The sequence below is a fragment of the Rhodococcus sp. T2V genome (genome assembly GCF_029269925.1).
Taxonomy (GTDB): domain Bacteria; phylum Actinomycetota; class Actinomycetes; order Mycobacteriales; family Mycobacteriaceae; genus Rhodococcus_F; species Rhodococcus_F koreensis.
This window is the reverse complement of the sequence record NZ_JARJBD010000023.1, coordinates 37158-54012: the sequence shown is the minus strand read 5'-3', so window position 1 is coordinate 54012 and position 16855 is coordinate 37158. Positions and strand designations below refer to the sequence as shown.

The following is a 16855-nucleotide window of genomic DNA, read 5'->3' as shown; positions in this document are numbered from 1 at the left end:
CTCTGGAAGAAATCGCCAGTTCGTAAAATGGAAATAAGGCGCTTCGCTCCCGAGAAGTAGATGATTCGAAAATACGAAATTGACGCGGTTTCGTACCGAGGATAATCTGTGAAAGAGTTCCATGTGCGGAACCGGCCACGGTAGATCCCCTTCCTCGTGACACTGTCACGGTCCGTAATATGCGATGAGATCGTTCCGATTCGAAACGAAGAAGAGGAGAATCGAGGATGACGTCCGCCTTCTTTCGCTTGGCGCCCGGTCGCGGTGTGCAGTCCGAGGAATACGTGCCCCAATCACCCGCCGGAAGTGGCTGGGGCAGTGGGCACATGCGCGGCATGGCCGTCAGTGGGGCTCTTGCTCGTGCCACCGAGAAGACTGTGGAGGAACTCGGGCGGCAGGACCTTCAGCCGGTTCGGTGGACCCTCGACCTCTTCCGTCCCGCGGGGATGACACCGTCCGTCACATCGACCACCGTAGTTCGCGAAGGGCGCCGCCTGTGCCTCGTCGACGCGGTGCTGAGCCAGGACGGGGAAGCGGTCGCGCGGGCCAGCGCACTGTATCTGAGCCCCACCACGACACCGGACGGCATCGTGTGGGCTTCGGGCAACAGCCCGCAGCCGCCCCCTGACGACTGCAAGCGGGCGGCGGGGACTGCCGAACGGTTGTACTGCAGCGACGGTGCGGGCTGGACCCTGCCCGCGGACGCACCGCAGAACGGTGATCGTAAGCAGATCTGGCAATTCGCGATCCCGGTGGTCGAGGGCGAGCCACTGACGGCCTTCCAGATGGCCGCGAGCGTTGCGGACGCCGCCAACGTCATCAGCAATTTGGGCAGTGCGGGATTGGAGTTCATCAACGCTGACGTGACTCTCGCACTGGCACGTCTGCCGGAGGGTCTCGAACTCGGACTGGCGGCACTCGATCGGGCCGAGCAACACGGCATTTCCGTCGGCACGGGCCTCGTATTCGACCGGCTGGGAGTGGTCGGTTCGGTCACCGTCTCCGCGGTCGGAAACGCCCGGCGCGCCGTCGATCTCCGGGGGTTCGGTCAAGGGGACGGTGCTGCCCCGCAAACGAATTCGAGTGCCGCGACTTGAGGTCCCGGCGCAATTACTGCGCCGTCAGGCGCTCGGCCACGTGCCGGGCTTCGGTGATCGCGGCGTCGGCGATCTCTTCGAGTCGGGTATCGATGCGGGCTCGTGGCCCGGCGACCGTGAGGACGGCAACGTGTTTGTCGCGGTGGAACACCGGGACCGCAACGCCGCCGAGGTCGGGTGTCACTTCTTTGCTCGCGTATCCGATTCCGTCGCGTGCGATGCGGTCGAGTTCCTCGCGTGCCTGCAGGCGCTTGTCGGTCTCCTCGATGTGGGTGTCGAGGTAGGTGTCGCGGAACCGCTGATCTGCATAGGCCAGGAAGCACTTGCCGGCGGTGGACGGGAAGAGCGGGCGCCGGACGTGGAGTGCGGGCGAGAAGCGGATCGGTTGCGTCGACTCGATGATGTCGATGTTCACGACGGATTCACCGATCTGAATGCACAGCGTGACCGTCTCGTCGAAGCGGCGGTGCAACGATTCCAAACTTGCCCGGGCCACGCGGTCGACCGGAGGTTGGTGCGCTGCCAGCAGTGTGCCCACTGCGGGACCGAGGGTGTAGGCGCCGTTCTCGGTCAGGTAGCCGGTGGCGACCAGGCCCTTCACGATGTAATGCACGGACGATCGGGGGGCGTCGAGCGCTGCGGCGAGCTGGGCGAGTGACAGCCCGTCCGTGCTCCGGGAGACGAGCTCGAGGATCGTCATGACACGTGAGACCGTGCGATGCTCTTTCGCCTCACCAGCAACCGGCGGCACGTGGCTCTCCCTCTTCTCGATCACCGATCGAATCAGCCTACAGGTGACTGGGGCACCGCCACGTCGGGCAGTGCCCCAGCCGGATCACCGAACGGCGGGAGCGCTTTCGGCGGAAGGTTTGTGGTTGCTGATGCCGATGGTGCGGTACTGGTCACCGAGTGCCGCACCCGCGATGAGTATCGCGCCGACCACGAAGATCAGGGAGACACCCCAGGTGGAGTGGGTCGGGGACAGTGACACCATGGTCAGTGCCGCGAGTGGAGCGAGGCCGCCGGCGAGTGCGCCGCTGACTTCCCGTCCGGCGCCGAGGCCCGAGGCGCGGACTTCGGGTGGGAACTGCCGGGCGAGGAAGGACCCGGAAGCCGCGAGCAGCGTGGGCTGGACGATTCCGACGGTGAGGATGAGTGCGAGCCAGATGTAGACCGGTCGGTCGGTGTTCAGGAGCCAGAAGAAGGGGAATGCCAGTCCTGCCACACAGCCCGCGCCGATCAGCATGACGCGGCGGGTCCCGGCGCTGTCGCAGAGCCGCCCCGCGAGGGGGATGGTCACGAGCGCGACGGCACTGGCCAGGCTGATTCCGAACGCGCCGACGTTGGCGGCGACGTCGCGGAACTCGGCGAGGTAGGACAGCGAGAACGTCTTGAAGATGTAGCTGATGCCGTTGACTCCGATGGTGGATACGGCGACGACGGTCAATCCACGCCAGTGGTTCTTCAACAGGTCACGGAACGGCTGCCTCTTCTCGCGGGTCTGCGCTTCGGCCGCGACCCGTTCGAAGTCGGGGGTCTCGGGCAGGTTCCGCCGCATCCAGTAGCCCAGGCCGACGAGGACGAAGCTGGCCAGGAATGGGATCCGCCATCCCCAGCTGTAGAGGTCGGCCTTGTCGAGGCTCGTCACGGCGGCCACGGCCAGGGATGACGCCAGCAGGCCGACGCTCACGCCCATGGCCGGCCACGCGCCCTGCCGTCCGCGGGACTTCGCGTCGGCGTGCTCGTAGGACATCGCGATGGCGCTGCCGAACTCTGCGCCCGCACCGAGGCCCTGGACGATACGGAACAGGACCAGCAGCACGGGTGCGGCAATTCCGATCGTCTCGTACGACGGGATCAGACCGATGCAGCCGCTGGCCAGGCCCATCAGCAGGAGATTGAACGACAGAACGGCCTTGCGACCGATCTTGTCGCCGAGGATGCCGAACACGATTCCGCCGAGCGGGCGGGCCAGGAACCCGACCGCGAACGTGGAGAAGGCGGCGAGGGTGCTGACCGTGGAGTTCTCCGAGGGAAAGAAGAGCGGGCCGAACACCAGGGCGGCCATCGATGCATAGAGGTAGAAGTCGAACAGTTCGAGGGCTGTGCCGACCACTACCGCGGGGCCGACGTTCTTCGGCTTCCGGCGTGGCGGATTGGGGGCGTTGTGGAGCGAGTCCTGTGGCTGTGTCACGGGTCGAGCCTCTTCTCTCACTTCGGACGACGGATGCGCCTTTCATATATATGAACGCGCCATTCGTAACTACGATGATATGATCGGGAACACTAGGGAGTGAGCTGGGCCACGTCAACCCTGTTTCGAAACTTGTCTCTCACGATCTCGGTCGCGAGAGACAGGGCATGATTGGCATGGTCGAGTCCGTATTTCGCTGATCGTGAGGGCGGTATGGCTATGTTCAACAGGCTTCATCTGATTCGACAGGTCGATCTGTTCACGTTGCGACTGTTTCTGTCCGCGATCGAAGAACGGCAGATCGGTCTGGCCGCGATCCGGGAGAACATCGCCGCGTCCACGGCAACCAAGCGAATCCAGGCTCTGGAGGACATCGCCGGAATCAAGCTTCTCGATCGTGGGCCCAGGGGCGTAGTCCCCAGCCCCGCCGGTGCGGTCCTCGAACGACACGTCCGCACGATCTTCGGAAACCTCGAGGAGATGCGCTCCGAGATAGCGTCTTTGACCGAGGGAGTGCAGGGTGACCTGACGATCGTGTCGGCCCGATCGATCATCGTGCCGTTCCTGGCGCGGGAACTGGGCGAGTACAGCCGTGAATACCCGCTCGTCGACCTGGCCGTACGCGAGACCGAGAACGCCGAGATCGTTCAGCAGGTCGCGCGCGGCGAAGCGGACCTCGGGGTCTTCGCGGCCGCACACGAACTCGATCTCGACGGCGTGGATGTCACGCCCTACCGTCGTGATCGGCTGGTCGCGGTGGTGCCCCTCGGCCACCCGCTCACCGAGCAGCCGGTCGTCACCTTCCAGGATCTGTTGCCCGAAAAGCTGGTTGCGGCCCGCGCGATGGTGCCGGCGTTTCGCGCCGCGGCGAATCGGCTGGGAGAGCAATTCGATTCCAGGCACTCCGTGCGGAGCGGTGAGGTCGCGATGAGTCTCGTCCAGGCGGGGATGGGCGTCACCGTGCAGCCGGAATGCCTACTCAGTCACGAGATGATGAGCCGCGTCGCGGTGATGGAATTCGCCGAACCGTGGGCGGCGCGCAGGATCCACCTCGCCACCGCACACGGGCGAGGCCCGAGCCCAGCGGCTCGCGCACTCGTCACCCAGCTGCTCGACCGCCCGAATGAGGAGTCCGCAGACGCGAATTCGTCCTGAGTGAACTGGTGGGCGAGTCCCGGGGTTCGCTCTCCCGCATCGGGCGCGAACGGGCATCCATCCGGCTCGACGTCGGGGTCAGCGCCAGTGGCCGGCCGGTCGTCGGGTCGACCGGGAGGTAAGCGGCTCCTCTCGCCCGCGAGCCGGCCCCCACCGATGTGGCACGCGGCCTCGACTGTCGGTGCAGACATAAAGTTTCACCTTCGCATCGAAACTAGAGCGTCCATCCAGCCGATTGAAAAGACGCGAAGTTTCGATTCGTGAAACGCGAGCTCGATATGTGTAACGCGGCAGGAGCTGCAATCACGTTGTATCGCAATGCGGGAAACATGCAATTGCTCAGACGGGGGAGCGGCCCCGCATCGTGGATACTCCCCACGGCGACCCGTGGCGTGGATAGATAGCCGACAACGCATGGACGAGGTGGGGGTCGCAGCGTGCATCCCGGACTGCTGCCCACAGTCTGTCGGCGAACTGGTGCTCGGTGATTCCGAAAGTCTGGAAGATCAGTTCGGGAGGAACTCCACCGTAGGGAATCCATTGCCGAGCGAGGGTGATGAGTTCAACCGCCTCGCGGGGTAGATCCTGGCCGAAACTCATCGTGCCCCCGTCATGTCGTTGTCACCTGAGCTGCGGGCGGGTCGGTTCGCCGCGGGCGGGGATGCCGGGCTGGACAGTGCGGTCCAGTACTCGAACTCGCGCGCGGGCACACGAGCGAGCGCGAGAACACGAAGGGCTGATGTAACTGCCTGCACAAGAACATATTTCATTCCGTCTCCTAGATTTGCCGACAGATCATGCGGTGACGAGGGACCATAGGTTCCGGCGGCCTGCGGTGATCGCTGCGGTGGTGAGCATGTCGTCCCAGTGGTGGAGGGAGCCGAATTCGGAGCGCCACGCGAGGGCAGGTTTGGTGAACTCGTGCAGACGATGCTCGCGGGTGGTGCCGATTGCTCCGTGTACCTGGTGGGCATTTCGGACCACGGTGGAGGCGGCGTGGCCGGAGCAGGAGCGAGCGACGGCGACAAGGATATTCAGGTTCGTCGCGGACCAATCGGAGCGGACGGCTTCGCTCAGTGCGGCTTCGGTGGCCGCCCGGGCGAGTGCTGCTTCGGCGGCGATGTCGGCGACGAGGTTCTGAACGGACTGGAACTTCGCGAGCGGTCGCCCGAACTGGGTCCGCTCGGTGCTGTGAGTGATCGACAGGTCGAGGATGCGGTCGAGGGCGGCGCACGTCTGCACCGCTCGGATCAGTGCGCCGCGCAGAAGTAGCTGATCGACGGCAGCATCTGGTATCGGAGCACCGGAGAGGGCCGTGTCGAGGGTGACGGTGTCCCTGGGTTCGCCGGCGATGTTGGCCCCCGGCGTGACGGTGAGCATTCTCGTCTCGATGTCGGCGACGAGGTAGGCACCGGAATCGGCATCGCGCCGCACCGTGACGATCTTGTCGGACTGAGCAGCCCACGGCACCCGGTGGGCGGTATCGGCGAGATCGAGTATGCAGACCGTGCGGCGGGAATCGTCTGCAGGCAGCCCAGCAACGCCGAGCAGCCAACCGGCGAGCAGGTCGTGTTCGGCCAGGGGGATTCGGATGCCGTTCGCCGCGGCAGCGCGGAGCAGTTCCGCGGCTTCGAGCCATCCGGCGCCGCTACCGCCGGACTCTTCGGGCCCGGTGAGGCGGGTCAGACCGAGATCGGTGAGGCGCGACCACAACGTGCTGTCCCAGGTGGTGGTCCCGGTTTCGGGTTCGTTCTGTTCGCGGTGGGCCGCGAATACCGCGGACATCATGTCGACGAGATCCGGGTCGACAATGGTCGGTGTGGTCATCAGCGCATTCCCAATCCCCGCGCGATCACGCCGCGCAGAACTTCGTTCGTGCCGCCACGAAGAGTGAATCCGGGGCGTTGGGCGGCGGCGTCGTCGATCATTTCCCGGTACCGGCTGTCGGTCGGACCGGAGTCATCTGTGATGACGTCGGCGAAATCGGCGATGTCGCCTTCGGTGGTGGTTCCGAGAACCTTGACGACGGCGGCAGCGACGTCGGCGGGTTCGCGCCGAGCGAGCGCGCCGGCGACCGCAGTGGACATCTGGTGCAGGCCAATCGTCCGGGCAACGTAACTCCCCAGGTCCGCGTGCCGGGGCACTGCACCGTTGCGCATCTGTTCGGCGGTGTCGGCCAGGAGAGGGAAGGTGGACAGGAAGCGTTCAGGACCGCTGCGTTCGAAACTCAGTTCCGAGGTGACCTGTTGCCAGCCGTTGCCGACGGTGCCGAAGAGCATGTCGTCGGCGACGAAGACGTCGTCGAGGATGACTTCGTTGAAGTCGTGCCGGCCCTGCATCGACACGATGGGTCGGATATCGACGCGGGGGGACCGCAGGTCGACGATGAACTGGCTCAGCCCGCCGTGCCGATTCGCGGGATCGAGTGGCGCGGTCCGTGCGAGGCAGATGAACGCATGGGCGCGGTGGGCGCCGGACGTCCAGACCTTGGTACCGCTGAGAACCCAGCCGTCGTCGACGCGGGTGGCCTTGGTGCGCACACTGGCGAGGTCGGATCCGGAGTCGGGCTCACTCATGCCGATCGCGAAGTAGCACTCGCCGCGGGCGATCTCCGGTAGGAATCGCTGCTTGTGAAACTCACTGCCGTACACGAGGAGTGACGGTGCGATCTGGCGGTCGGCGATCCAGTGCGCGGCCACCGGTGCGCCTGCGGCGAGAAGTTCCTCGGTGACGACGAAACGCTCGAGGTGGCTGCGACCGCGGCCGCCGTACTCGACCGGGATCGTCATTCCGAGCCAACCCCGGTCTGCGAGTGCGCGCGAGAATTCTTCGTCCCAGCCGGTGAGCCAGCTGTCGATCCGAGGAGTGATGCGTCCGGCGGTCGACTGGGCGTCGATGAACTGCCGGACTTCGGCGCGCAAGTCGTCCATATCGTGTGGGTCCGACGCCAAGGGCGGGACCAATCGCGGATCTCTCACAGAAGCATCCCTTCGGTTGTGGCTGAGTCGGTTTCGGGTGCTGTCGTCGGCGTTGCCGTCTGGGAGGTCTGCTCGAGTGCTACAGACCAATTGGAATGTTAGCCGAATGCGGCTCAATTGCGTGTGTTGAGTACGAACTATGGCAAATGGCCTCGATATCCGCAATGCTGGTTGTTAATTCGGTCGTTGACTCGTGGCATCGGCTGATCGCATATTGACGTACCGACCGGGCGGTACTAACGTTCGGTGAAACGGTAGCAGCTCGGCACACGGGCCGAAGCCGGAATTCCGTAAGAAATCTCGAAAGGTGTCCCATGGCTGGACTGTGGTTCGACGACGCTGAAATCGGAATGACGTTCGAGACGCCTCGTCGCACTGTGACGGAGGCGGACGTAATCAACTTCGCCGGAGTGTCCGGTGATTTTCATACGCTGCACACTGATGCACAAACCATGCGCGAGAGCCAGTTCGGCGAACGAATCGCTCACGGGGCGCTCGTTCTGTCGATGGTGACCGGCCTTCGGGGCCGGCTGGGGATCTTCGACGACACCCTGGTGGCGTTCGCCGAGATTCGTCGCTGGCGATTCGTACGCCCGGTGCTCATCGGCGACACGATCCGGGTGGTCAACGAGATCGTGGAGCTGAATCCCACGTCGAAGCCCGACCGAGGCGTGATGGTCCAGCAGGTGCAGGTCCTCAACCAGCACGATGTGATCGTGCAAGAAGGAGAGATGGTGGCACTGATGAAGCGGGCGGCGACGGTATGAGGATCCATGCAGACGACCCGCAACTCCGTGAGGTGCTGACCGGTGCCGGCCCTGCGGGAACCGACCCCGGAGACGGCCTCGTGTTCGTCGCGCGGACCGGGCTCCTCGAATGGGCGGAGACGGAGGACGAACTGGCCCACGCGTTCGACGCGACCCGGAAAACAGTTGCTGCCGGTGGCGCAGTGGTCTACGTCGTGCGATCGGCCGCCCTCCTGGGGCGTACCGAGCCGCTCGACGCGGCCGTCGCAGCCGGTTTGCTCAGTGGTGCAAGGGCACTCGCGCTCGAGCGCCGGAAGCACGAGGGCTACGTGACGGTCGTCGGCGTGGCCGACCATGTGGAGCCGAAGTCGGTTGCCGATGCGGTGGATCTCCTCGTGGCCACGCGCGGCGCCAACGGTCAGCCCTTCGTACTCGGCGAGGAACATTTGGGAGCAGCTCTGCCATGAAGATTGCAGTGGTCACAGGCGCGGCTCGCGGTATCGGCTACGAGATTGCCCGGCGTCTGACCCGGGACGGCTATCGGCTGGTCCTCGTAGACGTGGATCCGAGAGTCGCGGACAGCGCAGCCTCGATCGATGCCATATCGGTACGGGCGGACATCGCCGATCCCGAGGGTCGTGCGGAGATTCGCTCCGCGCTGAGGTCCGAGGACGGGGAACCGGCCCTGCTGGTGAACAATGCCGGTATCACGCGTGACTCCCTGATCGGGGACATGACCGAATCGAGCTTCCGCCTCGTCAATCGAATCAACCTGGGCGCGACGTTCGAGTTGACGTCCGATCTGGCAGAGCTGATCGTCGATGGTGGCGCGGTGGTCAATATCAGTTCACGCGCGTACCTGGGCAACGTCGGTCAGTTCAACTATGCCGTCTCCAAGGGCGGCGTGGTCGGTCTGACCCGGTCACTGGCGTTGATCCATGCCCCGCGCCTTCGGGTCAACGCCGTGGCACCCGGGTTCATCGCCACCGACATGACCGATGCAATACCGGAGAGGGTGCGTGACCGCATCATCTCGCGCATTCCGCTGCAGCGGCCGGGCAGCCCGGCAGATATCGCCGAGGCTGTCGCCTGGCTGGGATCCGAGCAGGCGGCATACGTCACCGGACAGGTGCTGCCGTGCTGCGGAGGGCGCAGCCATGGCTGAAGGCAGTCGTGGCGAGTACGTAGTGCACAGGTAGTGAATAGGTAGTTTCCCGCTGGCATCGGGGCTGGTCCGCGGGGATTCTCGAGTGATGGTCGCCACCGAATGGTGCGGCGTGAGGTCAGCCCTCGAAACCGGAAATAGGGACCACGGTCGTTCTCCTCGGGACGCGGTGTTCGGCCGCACAGAACTGGAGTGAAAATGAAACTGGATTTGCTGTACGCGCTGACCAATCGTTCGGGCGAGTTGTCCTGGCACGAGGTATTGGAGGCGACCCGGCGGCATGCCGTCATGGCGGACGAGTTGGGATTCGACCGCATTTGGCTGGGGGAACACCATTTCGATGTTGACGGAACGGACGCGAGTCCGAATCCGATCATGTTGGCGACGGATCTGGCCGCCCGGACGAGCCGGATTCGGTTCGGGATGGCGGCGGTGTCGCTGACCCTGTGGCACCCGCTGCGGGTGGCGGAGGATCTCGCCATCCTGGACCATTTCAGCGACGGTCGCCTCGATGTCGCGTTCGGACGGGGAATCCTGCCGATCGAGGTGATGAACCTCAATCCGGAGGCGAACCGCTGGAACGGCAGCGAGAACAGCTACGGGATCTTCGACGAGAACCTGGAGATCGTGAAGGGCATCTGGACCGACCGCCAGTTCAGCTGGAAGGGGCCGCGCTACACGTTCCCGGAGCCGGGGACGAAATTCATCCACTCGCCCGGCGCCCCCGAACCTGAAGGCTGGGTCGACGAGAACGGCTTGCTACAGGCGTTCGGGATCACTCCGCAGCCGTACCAGGATCCGATGCCGCCGCTGTTCGCGGTCACCGAGACCGTCGAGGGCTTCCGGCGCGCCGCTCGGAAGGGCATGAAGCCGATCACCTGGTATCCGACCGGACAGGTGCTCCGCAACCTGTGCGAGCTCTACCGCGATGAACGGGCCGAGGTCACGGGTGTCACCCCGCCGCTCGGCGAGGACGTCGCCGTGCTGCGGATGGCGTACGTCGCGGACACGGACGAGGAGGCGCGTCGTATCGCCGAGCCCGCTGTCGTCGAATTCTTCGAGTTCATCTGCCGGGTCCGCGGTATCGGGGTATTCCTCGACGCCGACGAAGACCCGAACGATCCCAAGTACAAGGAGATCGCCCCCTGGGATCTGATGTTCGATCGCGACCATCTCTTCATCGGTTCGCCGGACACGGTGCTCGAGAAGATGACTCGGATGTCGAAGTCGCACGGCATCCAGAACTGGCTGCTGCAGATGGGTGTGCCGGGCATCGCACACGAGGACGTCGACAGATCACTGAAGCTTTTCGCCGCCGAGTGCATGCCTGCGCTCCGCAGCCTCGATTCCACGGCTGTCGCCTCGAACTGATCCACCCGGATCCCACGGAAGGAACACTCATGACGGAATACCTCAACCCAGGCAACCTTTCCTACCCCCGGTTCGGAATGAATCCGGGTGTGGCGACGAAGGACTACGTGTTCTGCGGCGGCATGGCGCTCGACTTGGAAACGCTGGCTCGCAAGCCTGAGGCCGACACCATCGCGAACGAGACGAAGATCGCGTTCGAGGAGATCGAGGGAATCCTCGAGGCGGCAGGGTGCACGCTCCGCGACATCGTGAAGACGACCTGCTATCTGGCCGACGATGCGTACCGCAAGGAATTCTGGACCGCCTACACCGAGGTCTTCGGGGACGGCCCGTACCCGGCGCGCACGACGTTCGTCGTCGGCATCGCCGGCGACTGTCGCGTGGAGATCGACGTCGTCGCACAGCGGCCGAAGGAACAGGGGTAGGCGCGATGCCCGACCGCCCGTTCACCGACTGGCACACGCATATCTACCTGCCCGAACATCTCGGCCCGGTGTGGACCGACCGGGGAACCGAGCTCGTCGGCCGGCCGGGATTCGGCCGTGCGGACCTTGCCGAACACACACGGGTGATGGCGGAGTCCGGCGTGGACCGGTTCCTGGTGCTCGGACTGCAGGTGGCCAGGATCGGTATGAAGGTGCCGAACGACTTCGTCGGTGAGTACCTCGATGACAACCGCGAGCGGGCGATCGGGGTCGGTAGCGTCGACCCCACGCAGCCCGGCGCCGCAGACGAACTCCGCCGAGCCGTGCGTGAATACGGTCTCCACGGGGTGAAACTCTCCCCGCCGTATCAGGGGTTCCATCCGCACTGCGACGAGGCCTACGAGGTCTATCGTGCTGCAGCTGATCTCGGCATCTTCCTCATGTTCCACCAGGCGAGCGTGTTCGCGCCCGACGGGTGCAACGAGTATGCGTACCCGATGCTCCTCGACAAGGTCGCGCGCGAATTCCGTGATACGAACATTCTCGTCGCTCACTTCGGGAAGCCGTGGATGAACGAGACGGTGGAACTGATGATGAAGAACCGCAACGTTTTCGCCGATGTGTCGACCCTGCCGGTGAAGACCTGGCAGCTCTACAACGGGCTCCGGCTCGCCATCGAAGGCCATGTCACCGACCGTCTGGTGTTCGGCTCGGACTTCCCGTCGTTCTGCCCGAAAGAATCCGCCGATCAGTTCCTGGCAATTTCGGACCTCGGCATGCCCCTTCCGATCCCACGGGACGTGGTCGAGGACATTCTCTACAACCGTCCGCTCGACATCATCCTCCCGAAATAGCACCCGCCTCGATTCCGGAGACCTCCATGAGCACTCTCGACGGCACTTCCTCCCCACAGGCCACCACGGAAAGCGCCCACGACGATCGTGTGCGCCAGCGGCGGCGGGTCTACGTCGCCAGCGCGATCGGCAGCACGATCGAGTATTACGACTTCCTCATCTACGCGACCGCGGCAAGCCTGGTGTTCGCCCCGGTCTTCTTTGCAGGATCGTCTCCTGCCGTGGCGCTCATCGCCTCGTTCGGCACTCTCGCCGTCGGGTACCTCGCCCGCCCGCTCGGCGGAATCATCTTCGGCTACTTCGGCGACCGGATCGGCAGGAAATCCTCGCTCATCTGGACATTGAGCATTATGGGTATGGCAACCGTCTCGATCGGACTGCTGCCGACGCCCGAGAAGATCGGCGTACTCGCCCCCATCCTGCTCGTCCTGCTCCGGCTCGTTCAGGGTATCGCCGTGGGCGGCGAGTGGGGCGGTGCCGTCCTGATGGCGGTAGAGCATGCGAACGCGAAGTCGCGCGGATTCTACGGCAGCGCAACGCAGATGGGCGCCTCGGCAGGGCTTCTGCTGTCCTTCGTGGCATTCGCGGCGCTCGGTGGGCTTTCCGAGGACCAGTTCCTGTCCTGGGGGTGGCGACTTCCCTTCCTCGTGACGGTCGTCCTCGTCGGGATCGGGATGTACATCCGGCTCGGCGTGCAGGAGAGTCCCGTCCTGCTGGCCGAGAAGAAGCGGACCGAGGACGAACCGCGCCGAGCGCCGCTGTTCGCGCTGCTGAGGGACCGGCCGGGCCGCGTTCTGCTCGGAATCTGCGTCTACGCTGGACCGTTCATGGCATACGCGGTGGCGACGTCGCTGCTGGTGACATACGCGCACAAGGACTTCGGGATCCCGCGCCAGACGCTGCTCAACGCGATGATGATCGGCACGGCAGGCATGCTCCTCACCGTTCCGCTGTTCGCATGGCTGTCCGACCGATACGGCCGGCGACCGGTCTACCTCACCGCAGCCCTGCTCACGGCGGTGCATGCATTCGCAATGTTCCCGTTGGTGACTTCGGGAAGCTTCCCGCTGATCCTGCTCTCGTACGTCATCAGCATGACCGTGCTCAACGCGGCCGCGAACGGCCCGGTCCCCGCTCTGCTCGCGGAGCTGTTCCCGACGGCGTCCCGCTACACGGGGGTATCCCTGTGTTACCAGTTCGCAGGCATGATCGGCGGCGGAGTCGGACCGCTCCTCGCCGCGACCTTCATCGCACCGGGAGGTCCGGGCAGCATCGCGGTCTCCATGATGATCTCCGCACTGTGCATCGTGGCCGCTCTGTCCGTCAGGGCACTCGGTGAGACCCGCACCGTCGATCTACGCAATGCGTGATCGCTACAACCATATTGCTCGAACGAAAGACGAGGTCGAAATGATCGACTACTTGAATCCCTCAGATCTGGGCGATTTCAGCCCGCTGGGACTGTCGTCGGGTACCGCAACCGATGTATTCGTCTATGCGGCCGGCCTGGCGATCGACCCCGTGACCATGGCGCGCCGCGAGGACGCGGAGTCGATTGCCGACGAGACCAGGATCTGCCTAGACAACGTCTCCACGATCCTGGCCGAGGCAGGCCTCACCCTGCGGGATGTTGTCAAGACCACCTGCTACCTGCAGGACGAGGCGGATCGCTTCGAGTTCCTCGATGCGTACAAAGGTGTCTTCGGTGAGGGACCGTATCCGGCGCGGTCGACGTTCGTTCTCGGTATCGCCTCGAACCTGCGTGTGCAGATCGAAGCCGTGGCGGTACGCCCCGATGCCTGCTGAGCAGGTAGCGAACGCGGACTCGCAGAAGGATTGGACAATGACAGAATTCGACAAGATACGCATCGAACGCCACGACGACGGAGTCCGCGTTCTCGTTCTCGACGATCCCGAGAAGCGGAACGCCATCGGACCCGCCATGCGCCTCGAGCTACTCGAAGCAGCAGACCAGCTGTCGGCGGACACCGAAACACGGTGTCTGGTGGTGACCGGATCCGGGTCCTCGTTCTGTGCCGGGGCGGATCTGATGGCGATCTTCGGCGTGGACGGCGCGACCCCGTCGAGCATGCGGGACCGTCAGCTGTCGTACTACGAGAGCTTCCTGTGGTTGCGCGAGCTTCCGTATCCCACGGTGTCGGCCGTCAACGGTCACGCGATCGGTGCCGGGCTGAATCTCGCGTTGGCGTGCGACATCACCATCGCCGGGCCGAACTCGCGATTCGGCGCCACCTTCGCGAAGTTGGGACTTCATCCGGGAGGCGGATGCACCTCGTTCCTGACGCAGAAGTTGGGGCGGGGACGCGCACTGCGCACGGTGCTGCTCGGCCGCACCCTCGACGGCACGCAAGCACACGTCGAGGGACTCGCAGACGTCTACTCCGACGACCCCCTCGCGGAAGCTGTGACGTTCGCGCACTCGGTGGCGACGCTGCAGCCGTCACTCGCGCGGGACATGAAACAAGCAGTGTATCTCGCCGCCGAGAATTCCTTCGACGTGACGGTGGGATTCGAAGCGTGGGCTCAAGCGGCCAGCGCGTACAACCCCGGTGTCCAGGAAACGATCCGCGCGGCCGGGCGCTCGACACAGTCGCGGTCCCAGTAGGAGGAACGAACGATGATCGACTCGGAAACGTTCAAAGGAATCATGGCGTGCGCACCCGGTCCGGCGACAGTCGTCACGGCCACGGGTGACGACGGACGGCACCAGGGTCTGACGATGTCCGCCGTATGCTCCGTCTCGCTGGATCCTCCGCTCGTGCTCGCATGTCTCGACCACGGATCGAATACCCTGCAGGCGGTGCGATCGTCGGGCTCGTTCACCGTCAACTACATCGCTCACGGTCACGAGAGCGTCGCGCTGGACTTCGCCGTCAAGTCGGACTCCAAGTTCGACGGCCACACGTGGGCGATTCCCGAAGCTGGTATGGGCGGACCCGTCCTAGCGGAGAATGCGGCCGCATTCGCGGTCTGCAGGGTCGAGCAGATGACGGAGGCCGGTGACCACACGATCGTGGTCGGCGCGGTGATCGCCGGAGAAGTGCGCGAGGATTCCCATGCACTGGCGTATGCGCGCCGGGCGTTCTTCACCGCCGTCGGGTCGCAGGTATAGACCGATACTCGTTGACGAACGACCGAGGAGAGTTCATGGGTAACAGTGAAATCACAGTGGGCGTACTGGTCGGGAACCCACGGCGAGAATCGCGCACGGCAACGGTCGCAGTGGAGGTAGGCCGCCGAGTTGCCGATGTGCTCGGAGGCAGAGTCGGCCCCGTCGTCGATCTCGCGATGCACGGCGGTGACGTTCTCGATCCGGACTCCGCGCCGGTGCAGCGGGACATGGAGCTCGTCAGCCGCGTCGACACCCTCGTTGTGGCGTCGCCGACTTACAAGGCGACGTACACGGGATTGCTCAAGGCGTTCTTCGACCGTTTCGGGGCGGTCTCGCTCGATGGCGTCGCGGCGGTGCCGGTGATGGTGGGCGGTGCCGCACACCATGCGATGGCAGGAGAGGTCCATCTCCGGCCGCTGCTCGTGGAGCTGGGTGCCGTCGTGCCGACTCGAAGTCTCTACGTGGTGGACTCCGAACTCGACCACCTCACGGACACGGTGAGCGACTGGCTGTCGAGGGAGAGGGCCTCCCTGACGCAGGCTCTGCGCACCGTGCCTGCGTGAACGGACACGGCGCGTCCAGCGACACCGCGGCCCCAACCGACCCGAAGGAACAATCATGTCCGATATGCCTGGTCCTGCGCGGCGGGTACTCGGTTCGTTCGCCCCGAAACTGGCCGAGCTCACCGACGACACCTTGTTCGGCGACGTCTGGAAACGCCGTGAACTGACACCTCGGGACCGAAGTCTCGTCACCGTCGCCGCCTTGGTCGCTCTGTACCGTACCGACCAGCTTCCTTTTCATCTGCGCACGGCCCTGGACAACGGTCTCACGGTCGAGGAACTGGTGGAAGTTGCCACTCACCTTGCCTTCTACTCCGGCTGGCCGACCGCGATGACGGCACTTCAGATCCTCCGGGACCTCCCGGACGCCGAGGGGGCGGACAGCTGGCCGGGACGCTGATCATGCCGACTGGTACGGATGTATACTCGGGAAGGATGTGAGGAATATCGCGCCGCCCGTTCCGGGCAGGCGTGCGAGGTGGATGTCGAGCTGACCAGCCTGGGAGGAAGTTTCGTGGCGAGGCCGAAGGTTTCGAGTGGCAAGGCGAGCGGCCGCAGAGTCCGCGACCCCGAGGGAGCTCGGCGTGCCCTGCTCGAGAACGCGGTCGCGCTCTTCGAGCGGAACGGGTACGCGGCAACGTCCGTCCAGAGCATCGTCGACGCAGCCGAGCTGACCAAGGGTGCCTTCTATCACCATTTCGAGAGCAAGGAAGACCTGCTCTACCGCGTGCACGACGAGTTCATCAACTATCAGCTCGGACGTGCGCGCAGTGTCATGGCGGACACGGAACAAAGTCCGGATCAGATCCTGCGGCGACTGATCACCGAGGCGTTGCTCGAACCGATGTCGATCTACAAGGCGGAAATCACGGTATTCATGCAGGAACGGAAGTTCCTGCCCGGCGATGTCTTCGCCGAGATTCAGCAGAAGCGGGACGAGTTCGAGCGCTTCTTCGTCGACGTGATCGAGCGCGGCATGGAGGAGGGCGTGTTCCGCAGGAAGGGCCCGGCCCGCCTCGTCGCATTCGGGATCATCGGCATGGGGGCGTGGACACACGTCTGGCTCGACCTGAAGGGCTCGGTCACGCCCCGTGAAATCGGAACCATCTACGCCGACATCCTCATCGACGGACTGATCGAGCGACCAGCGGACACCTGAGCTGCGCTCATCCCC

At 64.6% G+C, this 16855-nt stretch carries 20 protein-coding genes; 15 read left to right on the top strand and 5 right to left on the bottom strand.

The window, feature by feature from the left end; all coding sequences use genetic code 11:
* The first annotated feature begins 227 nt into the window (after positions 1-227).
* Positions 228-1097 carry an acyl-CoA thioesterase domain-containing protein gene (locus P3H15_RS20440; RefSeq protein WP_276138934.1) on the top strand — a complete coding sequence of 290 codons (870 nt, stop codon included), beginning with the start codon at positions 228-230 and terminating at the stop codon, positions 1095-1097.
* A gap of 13 nt (positions 1098-1110) precedes the next feature.
* Here P3H15_RS20440 and P3H15_RS20435 read toward each other — a convergent pair whose 3' ends face one another.
* Positions 1111-1848, bottom strand: a complete 738-nt coding sequence (locus tag P3H15_RS20435) for an IclR family transcriptional regulator (protein ID WP_276138998.1) — start codon at positions 1846-1848, stop codon at positions 1111-1113.
* An 84-nt stretch (positions 1849-1932) separates the two neighbouring features.
* Positions 1933-3291: an MFS transporter gene (locus P3H15_RS20430; RefSeq protein ID WP_276138933.1), complete on the bottom strand. Its 1359-nt coding sequence runs from the start codon at positions 3289-3291 to the stop codon at positions 1933-1935.
* A gap of 213 nt (positions 3292-3504) precedes the next feature.
* Here P3H15_RS20430 and P3H15_RS20425 point away from each other — a divergent pair, with 213 nt between their 5' ends.
* Entirely contained in the window at positions 3505-4446 is a 942-nt protein-coding gene (locus P3H15_RS20425) for a LysR family transcriptional regulator (RefSeq protein WP_276138932.1), read from the top strand.
* A gap of 339 nt (positions 4447-4785) precedes the next feature.
* Here the strand turns inward: P3H15_RS20425 and P3H15_RS20420 are convergent, their stop codons facing one another.
* The 3 genes from P3H15_RS20420 to P3H15_RS20410 form a co-directional block, all read right to left on the bottom strand.
* Positions 4786-5046 (bottom strand): hypothetical protein, encoded by a 261-nt coding sequence (locus P3H15_RS20420; protein WP_276138931.1) that lies wholly within the window; start codon positions 5044-5046, stop codon positions 4786-4788.
* 195 nt (positions 5047-5241) lie between these two features.
* Positions 5242-6273: an acyl-CoA dehydrogenase family protein gene (locus P3H15_RS20415; protein ID WP_276138930.1), complete on the bottom strand. Its 1032-nt coding sequence runs from the start codon at positions 6271-6273 to the stop codon at positions 5242-5244.
* Positions 6273-7424 carry an acyl-CoA dehydrogenase family protein gene (locus P3H15_RS20410; RefSeq protein WP_276138929.1) on the bottom strand — a complete coding sequence of 384 codons (1152 nt, stop codon included), beginning with the start codon at positions 7422-7424 and terminating at the stop codon, positions 6273-6275. The genes P3H15_RS20415 and P3H15_RS20410 overlap by 1 nt, the downstream gene beginning before the upstream one ends.
* Positions 7425-7738: 314 nt before the next feature.
* On the opposite strand from P3H15_RS20410, the gene P3H15_RS20405 reads away from it, so the two are divergent.
* The 13 genes from P3H15_RS20405 to P3H15_RS20345 all read left to right on the top strand — a co-directional run bounded on the left by P3H15_RS20405 (position 7739) and on the right by P3H15_RS20345 (position 16840).
* Complete coding sequence (locus P3H15_RS20405; RefSeq protein WP_276138928.1) at positions 7739-8191, top strand: MaoC/PaaZ C-terminal domain-containing protein; 453 nt, start codon at positions 7739-7741, stop codon at positions 8189-8191.
* Complete coding sequence (locus tag P3H15_RS20400) at positions 8188-8637, top strand: hypothetical protein (protein WP_276138927.1); 450 nt, start codon at positions 8188-8190, stop codon at positions 8635-8637. The genes P3H15_RS20405 and P3H15_RS20400 overlap by 4 nt, the downstream gene beginning before the upstream one ends.
* Positions 8634-9335: an SDR family oxidoreductase gene (locus tag P3H15_RS20395; RefSeq protein ID WP_276138926.1), complete on the top strand. Its 702-nt coding sequence runs from the start codon at positions 8634-8636 to the stop codon at positions 9333-9335. The genes P3H15_RS20400 and P3H15_RS20395 overlap by 4 nt, the downstream gene beginning before the upstream one ends.
* 198 nt (positions 9336-9533) lie before the next feature.
* Positions 9534-10706, top strand: a complete 1173-nt coding sequence (locus P3H15_RS20390; protein WP_276138925.1) for an LLM class flavin-dependent oxidoreductase — start codon at positions 9534-9536, stop codon at positions 10704-10706.
* Positions 10707-10735: 29 nt separating this feature from the next.
* Complete coding sequence (locus P3H15_RS20385) at positions 10736-11131, top strand: RidA family protein (RefSeq protein ID WP_276138924.1); 396 nt, start codon at positions 10736-10738, stop codon at positions 11129-11131.
* A 5-nt stretch (positions 11132-11136) separates the two neighbouring features.
* Positions 11137-11985 carry an amidohydrolase family protein gene (locus tag P3H15_RS20380; protein ID WP_276138923.1) on the top strand — a complete coding sequence of 283 codons (849 nt, stop codon included), beginning with the start codon at positions 11137-11139 and terminating at the stop codon, positions 11983-11985.
* A gap of 26 nt (positions 11986-12011) precedes the next feature.
* Positions 12012-13355, top strand: a complete 1344-nt coding sequence (locus P3H15_RS20375) for an MFS transporter (protein ID WP_276138922.1) — start codon at positions 12012-12014, stop codon at positions 13353-13355.
* Positions 13356-13395: 40 nt separating this feature from the next.
* Positions 13396-13791, top strand: coding sequence for a RidA family protein (locus tag P3H15_RS20370; protein WP_276138921.1), 396 nt, complete (start codon positions 13396-13398; stop codon positions 13789-13791).
* A 37-nt stretch (positions 13792-13828) separates the two neighbouring features.
* Positions 13829-14611 carry an enoyl-CoA hydratase-related protein gene (locus P3H15_RS20365; RefSeq protein WP_276138920.1) on the top strand — a complete coding sequence of 261 codons (783 nt, stop codon included), beginning with the start codon at positions 13829-13831 and terminating at the stop codon, positions 14609-14611.
* A 12-nt stretch (positions 14612-14623) separates the two neighbouring features.
* Complete coding sequence (locus tag P3H15_RS20360; RefSeq protein WP_276138919.1) at positions 14624-15118, top strand: flavin reductase family protein; 495 nt, start codon at positions 14624-14626, stop codon at positions 15116-15118.
* A 35-nt stretch (positions 15119-15153) separates the two neighbouring features.
* Positions 15154-15681: an NADPH-dependent FMN reductase gene (locus tag P3H15_RS20355; RefSeq protein ID WP_276138918.1), complete on the top strand. Its 528-nt coding sequence runs from the start codon at positions 15154-15156 to the stop codon at positions 15679-15681.
* A 55-nt stretch (positions 15682-15736) separates the two neighbouring features.
* Positions 15737-16081 carry a carboxymuconolactone decarboxylase family protein gene (locus P3H15_RS20350; protein WP_276138917.1) on the top strand — a complete coding sequence of 115 codons (345 nt, stop codon included), beginning with the start codon at positions 15737-15739 and terminating at the stop codon, positions 16079-16081.
* 114 nt (positions 16082-16195) lie between these two features.
* Positions 16196-16840 (top strand): TetR/AcrR family transcriptional regulator, encoded by a 645-nt coding sequence (locus P3H15_RS20345; RefSeq protein ID WP_276138916.1) that lies wholly within the window; start codon positions 16196-16198, stop codon positions 16838-16840.
* Positions 16841-16855 lie beyond the last annotated feature (15 nt).

Coding starts and splice junctions, on each gene's coding strand:
- P3H15_RS20380 (WP_276138923.1), top strand. CDS start 11,137: ATGCCCGACCGCCCGTTCACCGACTGGCACACGCATATCTACCTGCCC.
- P3H15_RS20440 (WP_276138934.1), top strand. CDS start 228: ATGACGTCCGCCTTCTTTCGCTTGGCGCCCGGTCGCGGTGTGCAGTCC.
- P3H15_RS20365 (WP_276138920.1), top strand. CDS start 13,829: ATGACAGAATTCGACAAGATACGCATCGAACGCCACGACGACGGAGTC.
- P3H15_RS20425 (WP_276138932.1), top strand. CDS start 3,505: ATGGCTATGTTCAACAGGCTTCATCTGATTCGACAGGTCGATCTGTTC.
- P3H15_RS20405 (WP_276138928.1), top strand. CDS start 7,739: ATGGCTGGACTGTGGTTCGACGACGCTGAAATCGGAATGACGTTCGAG.
- P3H15_RS20415 (WP_276138930.1), bottom strand. CDS start 6,273: ATGACCACACCGACCATTGTCGACCCGGATCTCGTCGACATGATGTCC.
- P3H15_RS20395 (WP_276138926.1), top strand. CDS start 8,634: ATGAAGATTGCAGTGGTCACAGGCGCGGCTCGCGGTATCGGCTACGAG.
- P3H15_RS20385 (WP_276138924.1), top strand. CDS start 10,736: ATGACGGAATACCTCAACCCAGGCAACCTTTCCTACCCCCGGTTCGGA.
- P3H15_RS20360 (WP_276138919.1), top strand. CDS start 14,624: ATGATCGACTCGGAAACGTTCAAAGGAATCATGGCGTGCGCACCCGGT.
- P3H15_RS20390 (WP_276138925.1), top strand. CDS start 9,534: ATGAAACTGGATTTGCTGTACGCGCTGACCAATCGTTCGGGCGAGTTG.
- P3H15_RS20370 (WP_276138921.1), top strand. CDS start 13,396: ATGATCGACTACTTGAATCCCTCAGATCTGGGCGATTTCAGCCCGCTG.
- P3H15_RS20350 (WP_276138917.1), top strand. CDS start 15,737: ATGTCCGATATGCCTGGTCCTGCGCGGCGGGTACTCGGTTCGTTCGCC.
- P3H15_RS20420 (WP_276138931.1), bottom strand. CDS start 5,046: ATGAGTTTCGGCCAGGATCTACCCCGCGAGGCGGTTGAACTCATCACC.
- P3H15_RS20375 (WP_276138922.1), top strand. CDS start 12,012: ATGAGCACTCTCGACGGCACTTCCTCCCCACAGGCCACCACGGAAAGC.
- P3H15_RS20355 (WP_276138918.1), top strand. CDS start 15,154: ATGGGTAACAGTGAAATCACAGTGGGCGTACTGGTCGGGAACCCACGG.
- P3H15_RS20400 (WP_276138927.1), top strand. CDS start 8,188: ATGAGGATCCATGCAGACGACCCGCAACTCCGTGAGGTGCTGACCGGT.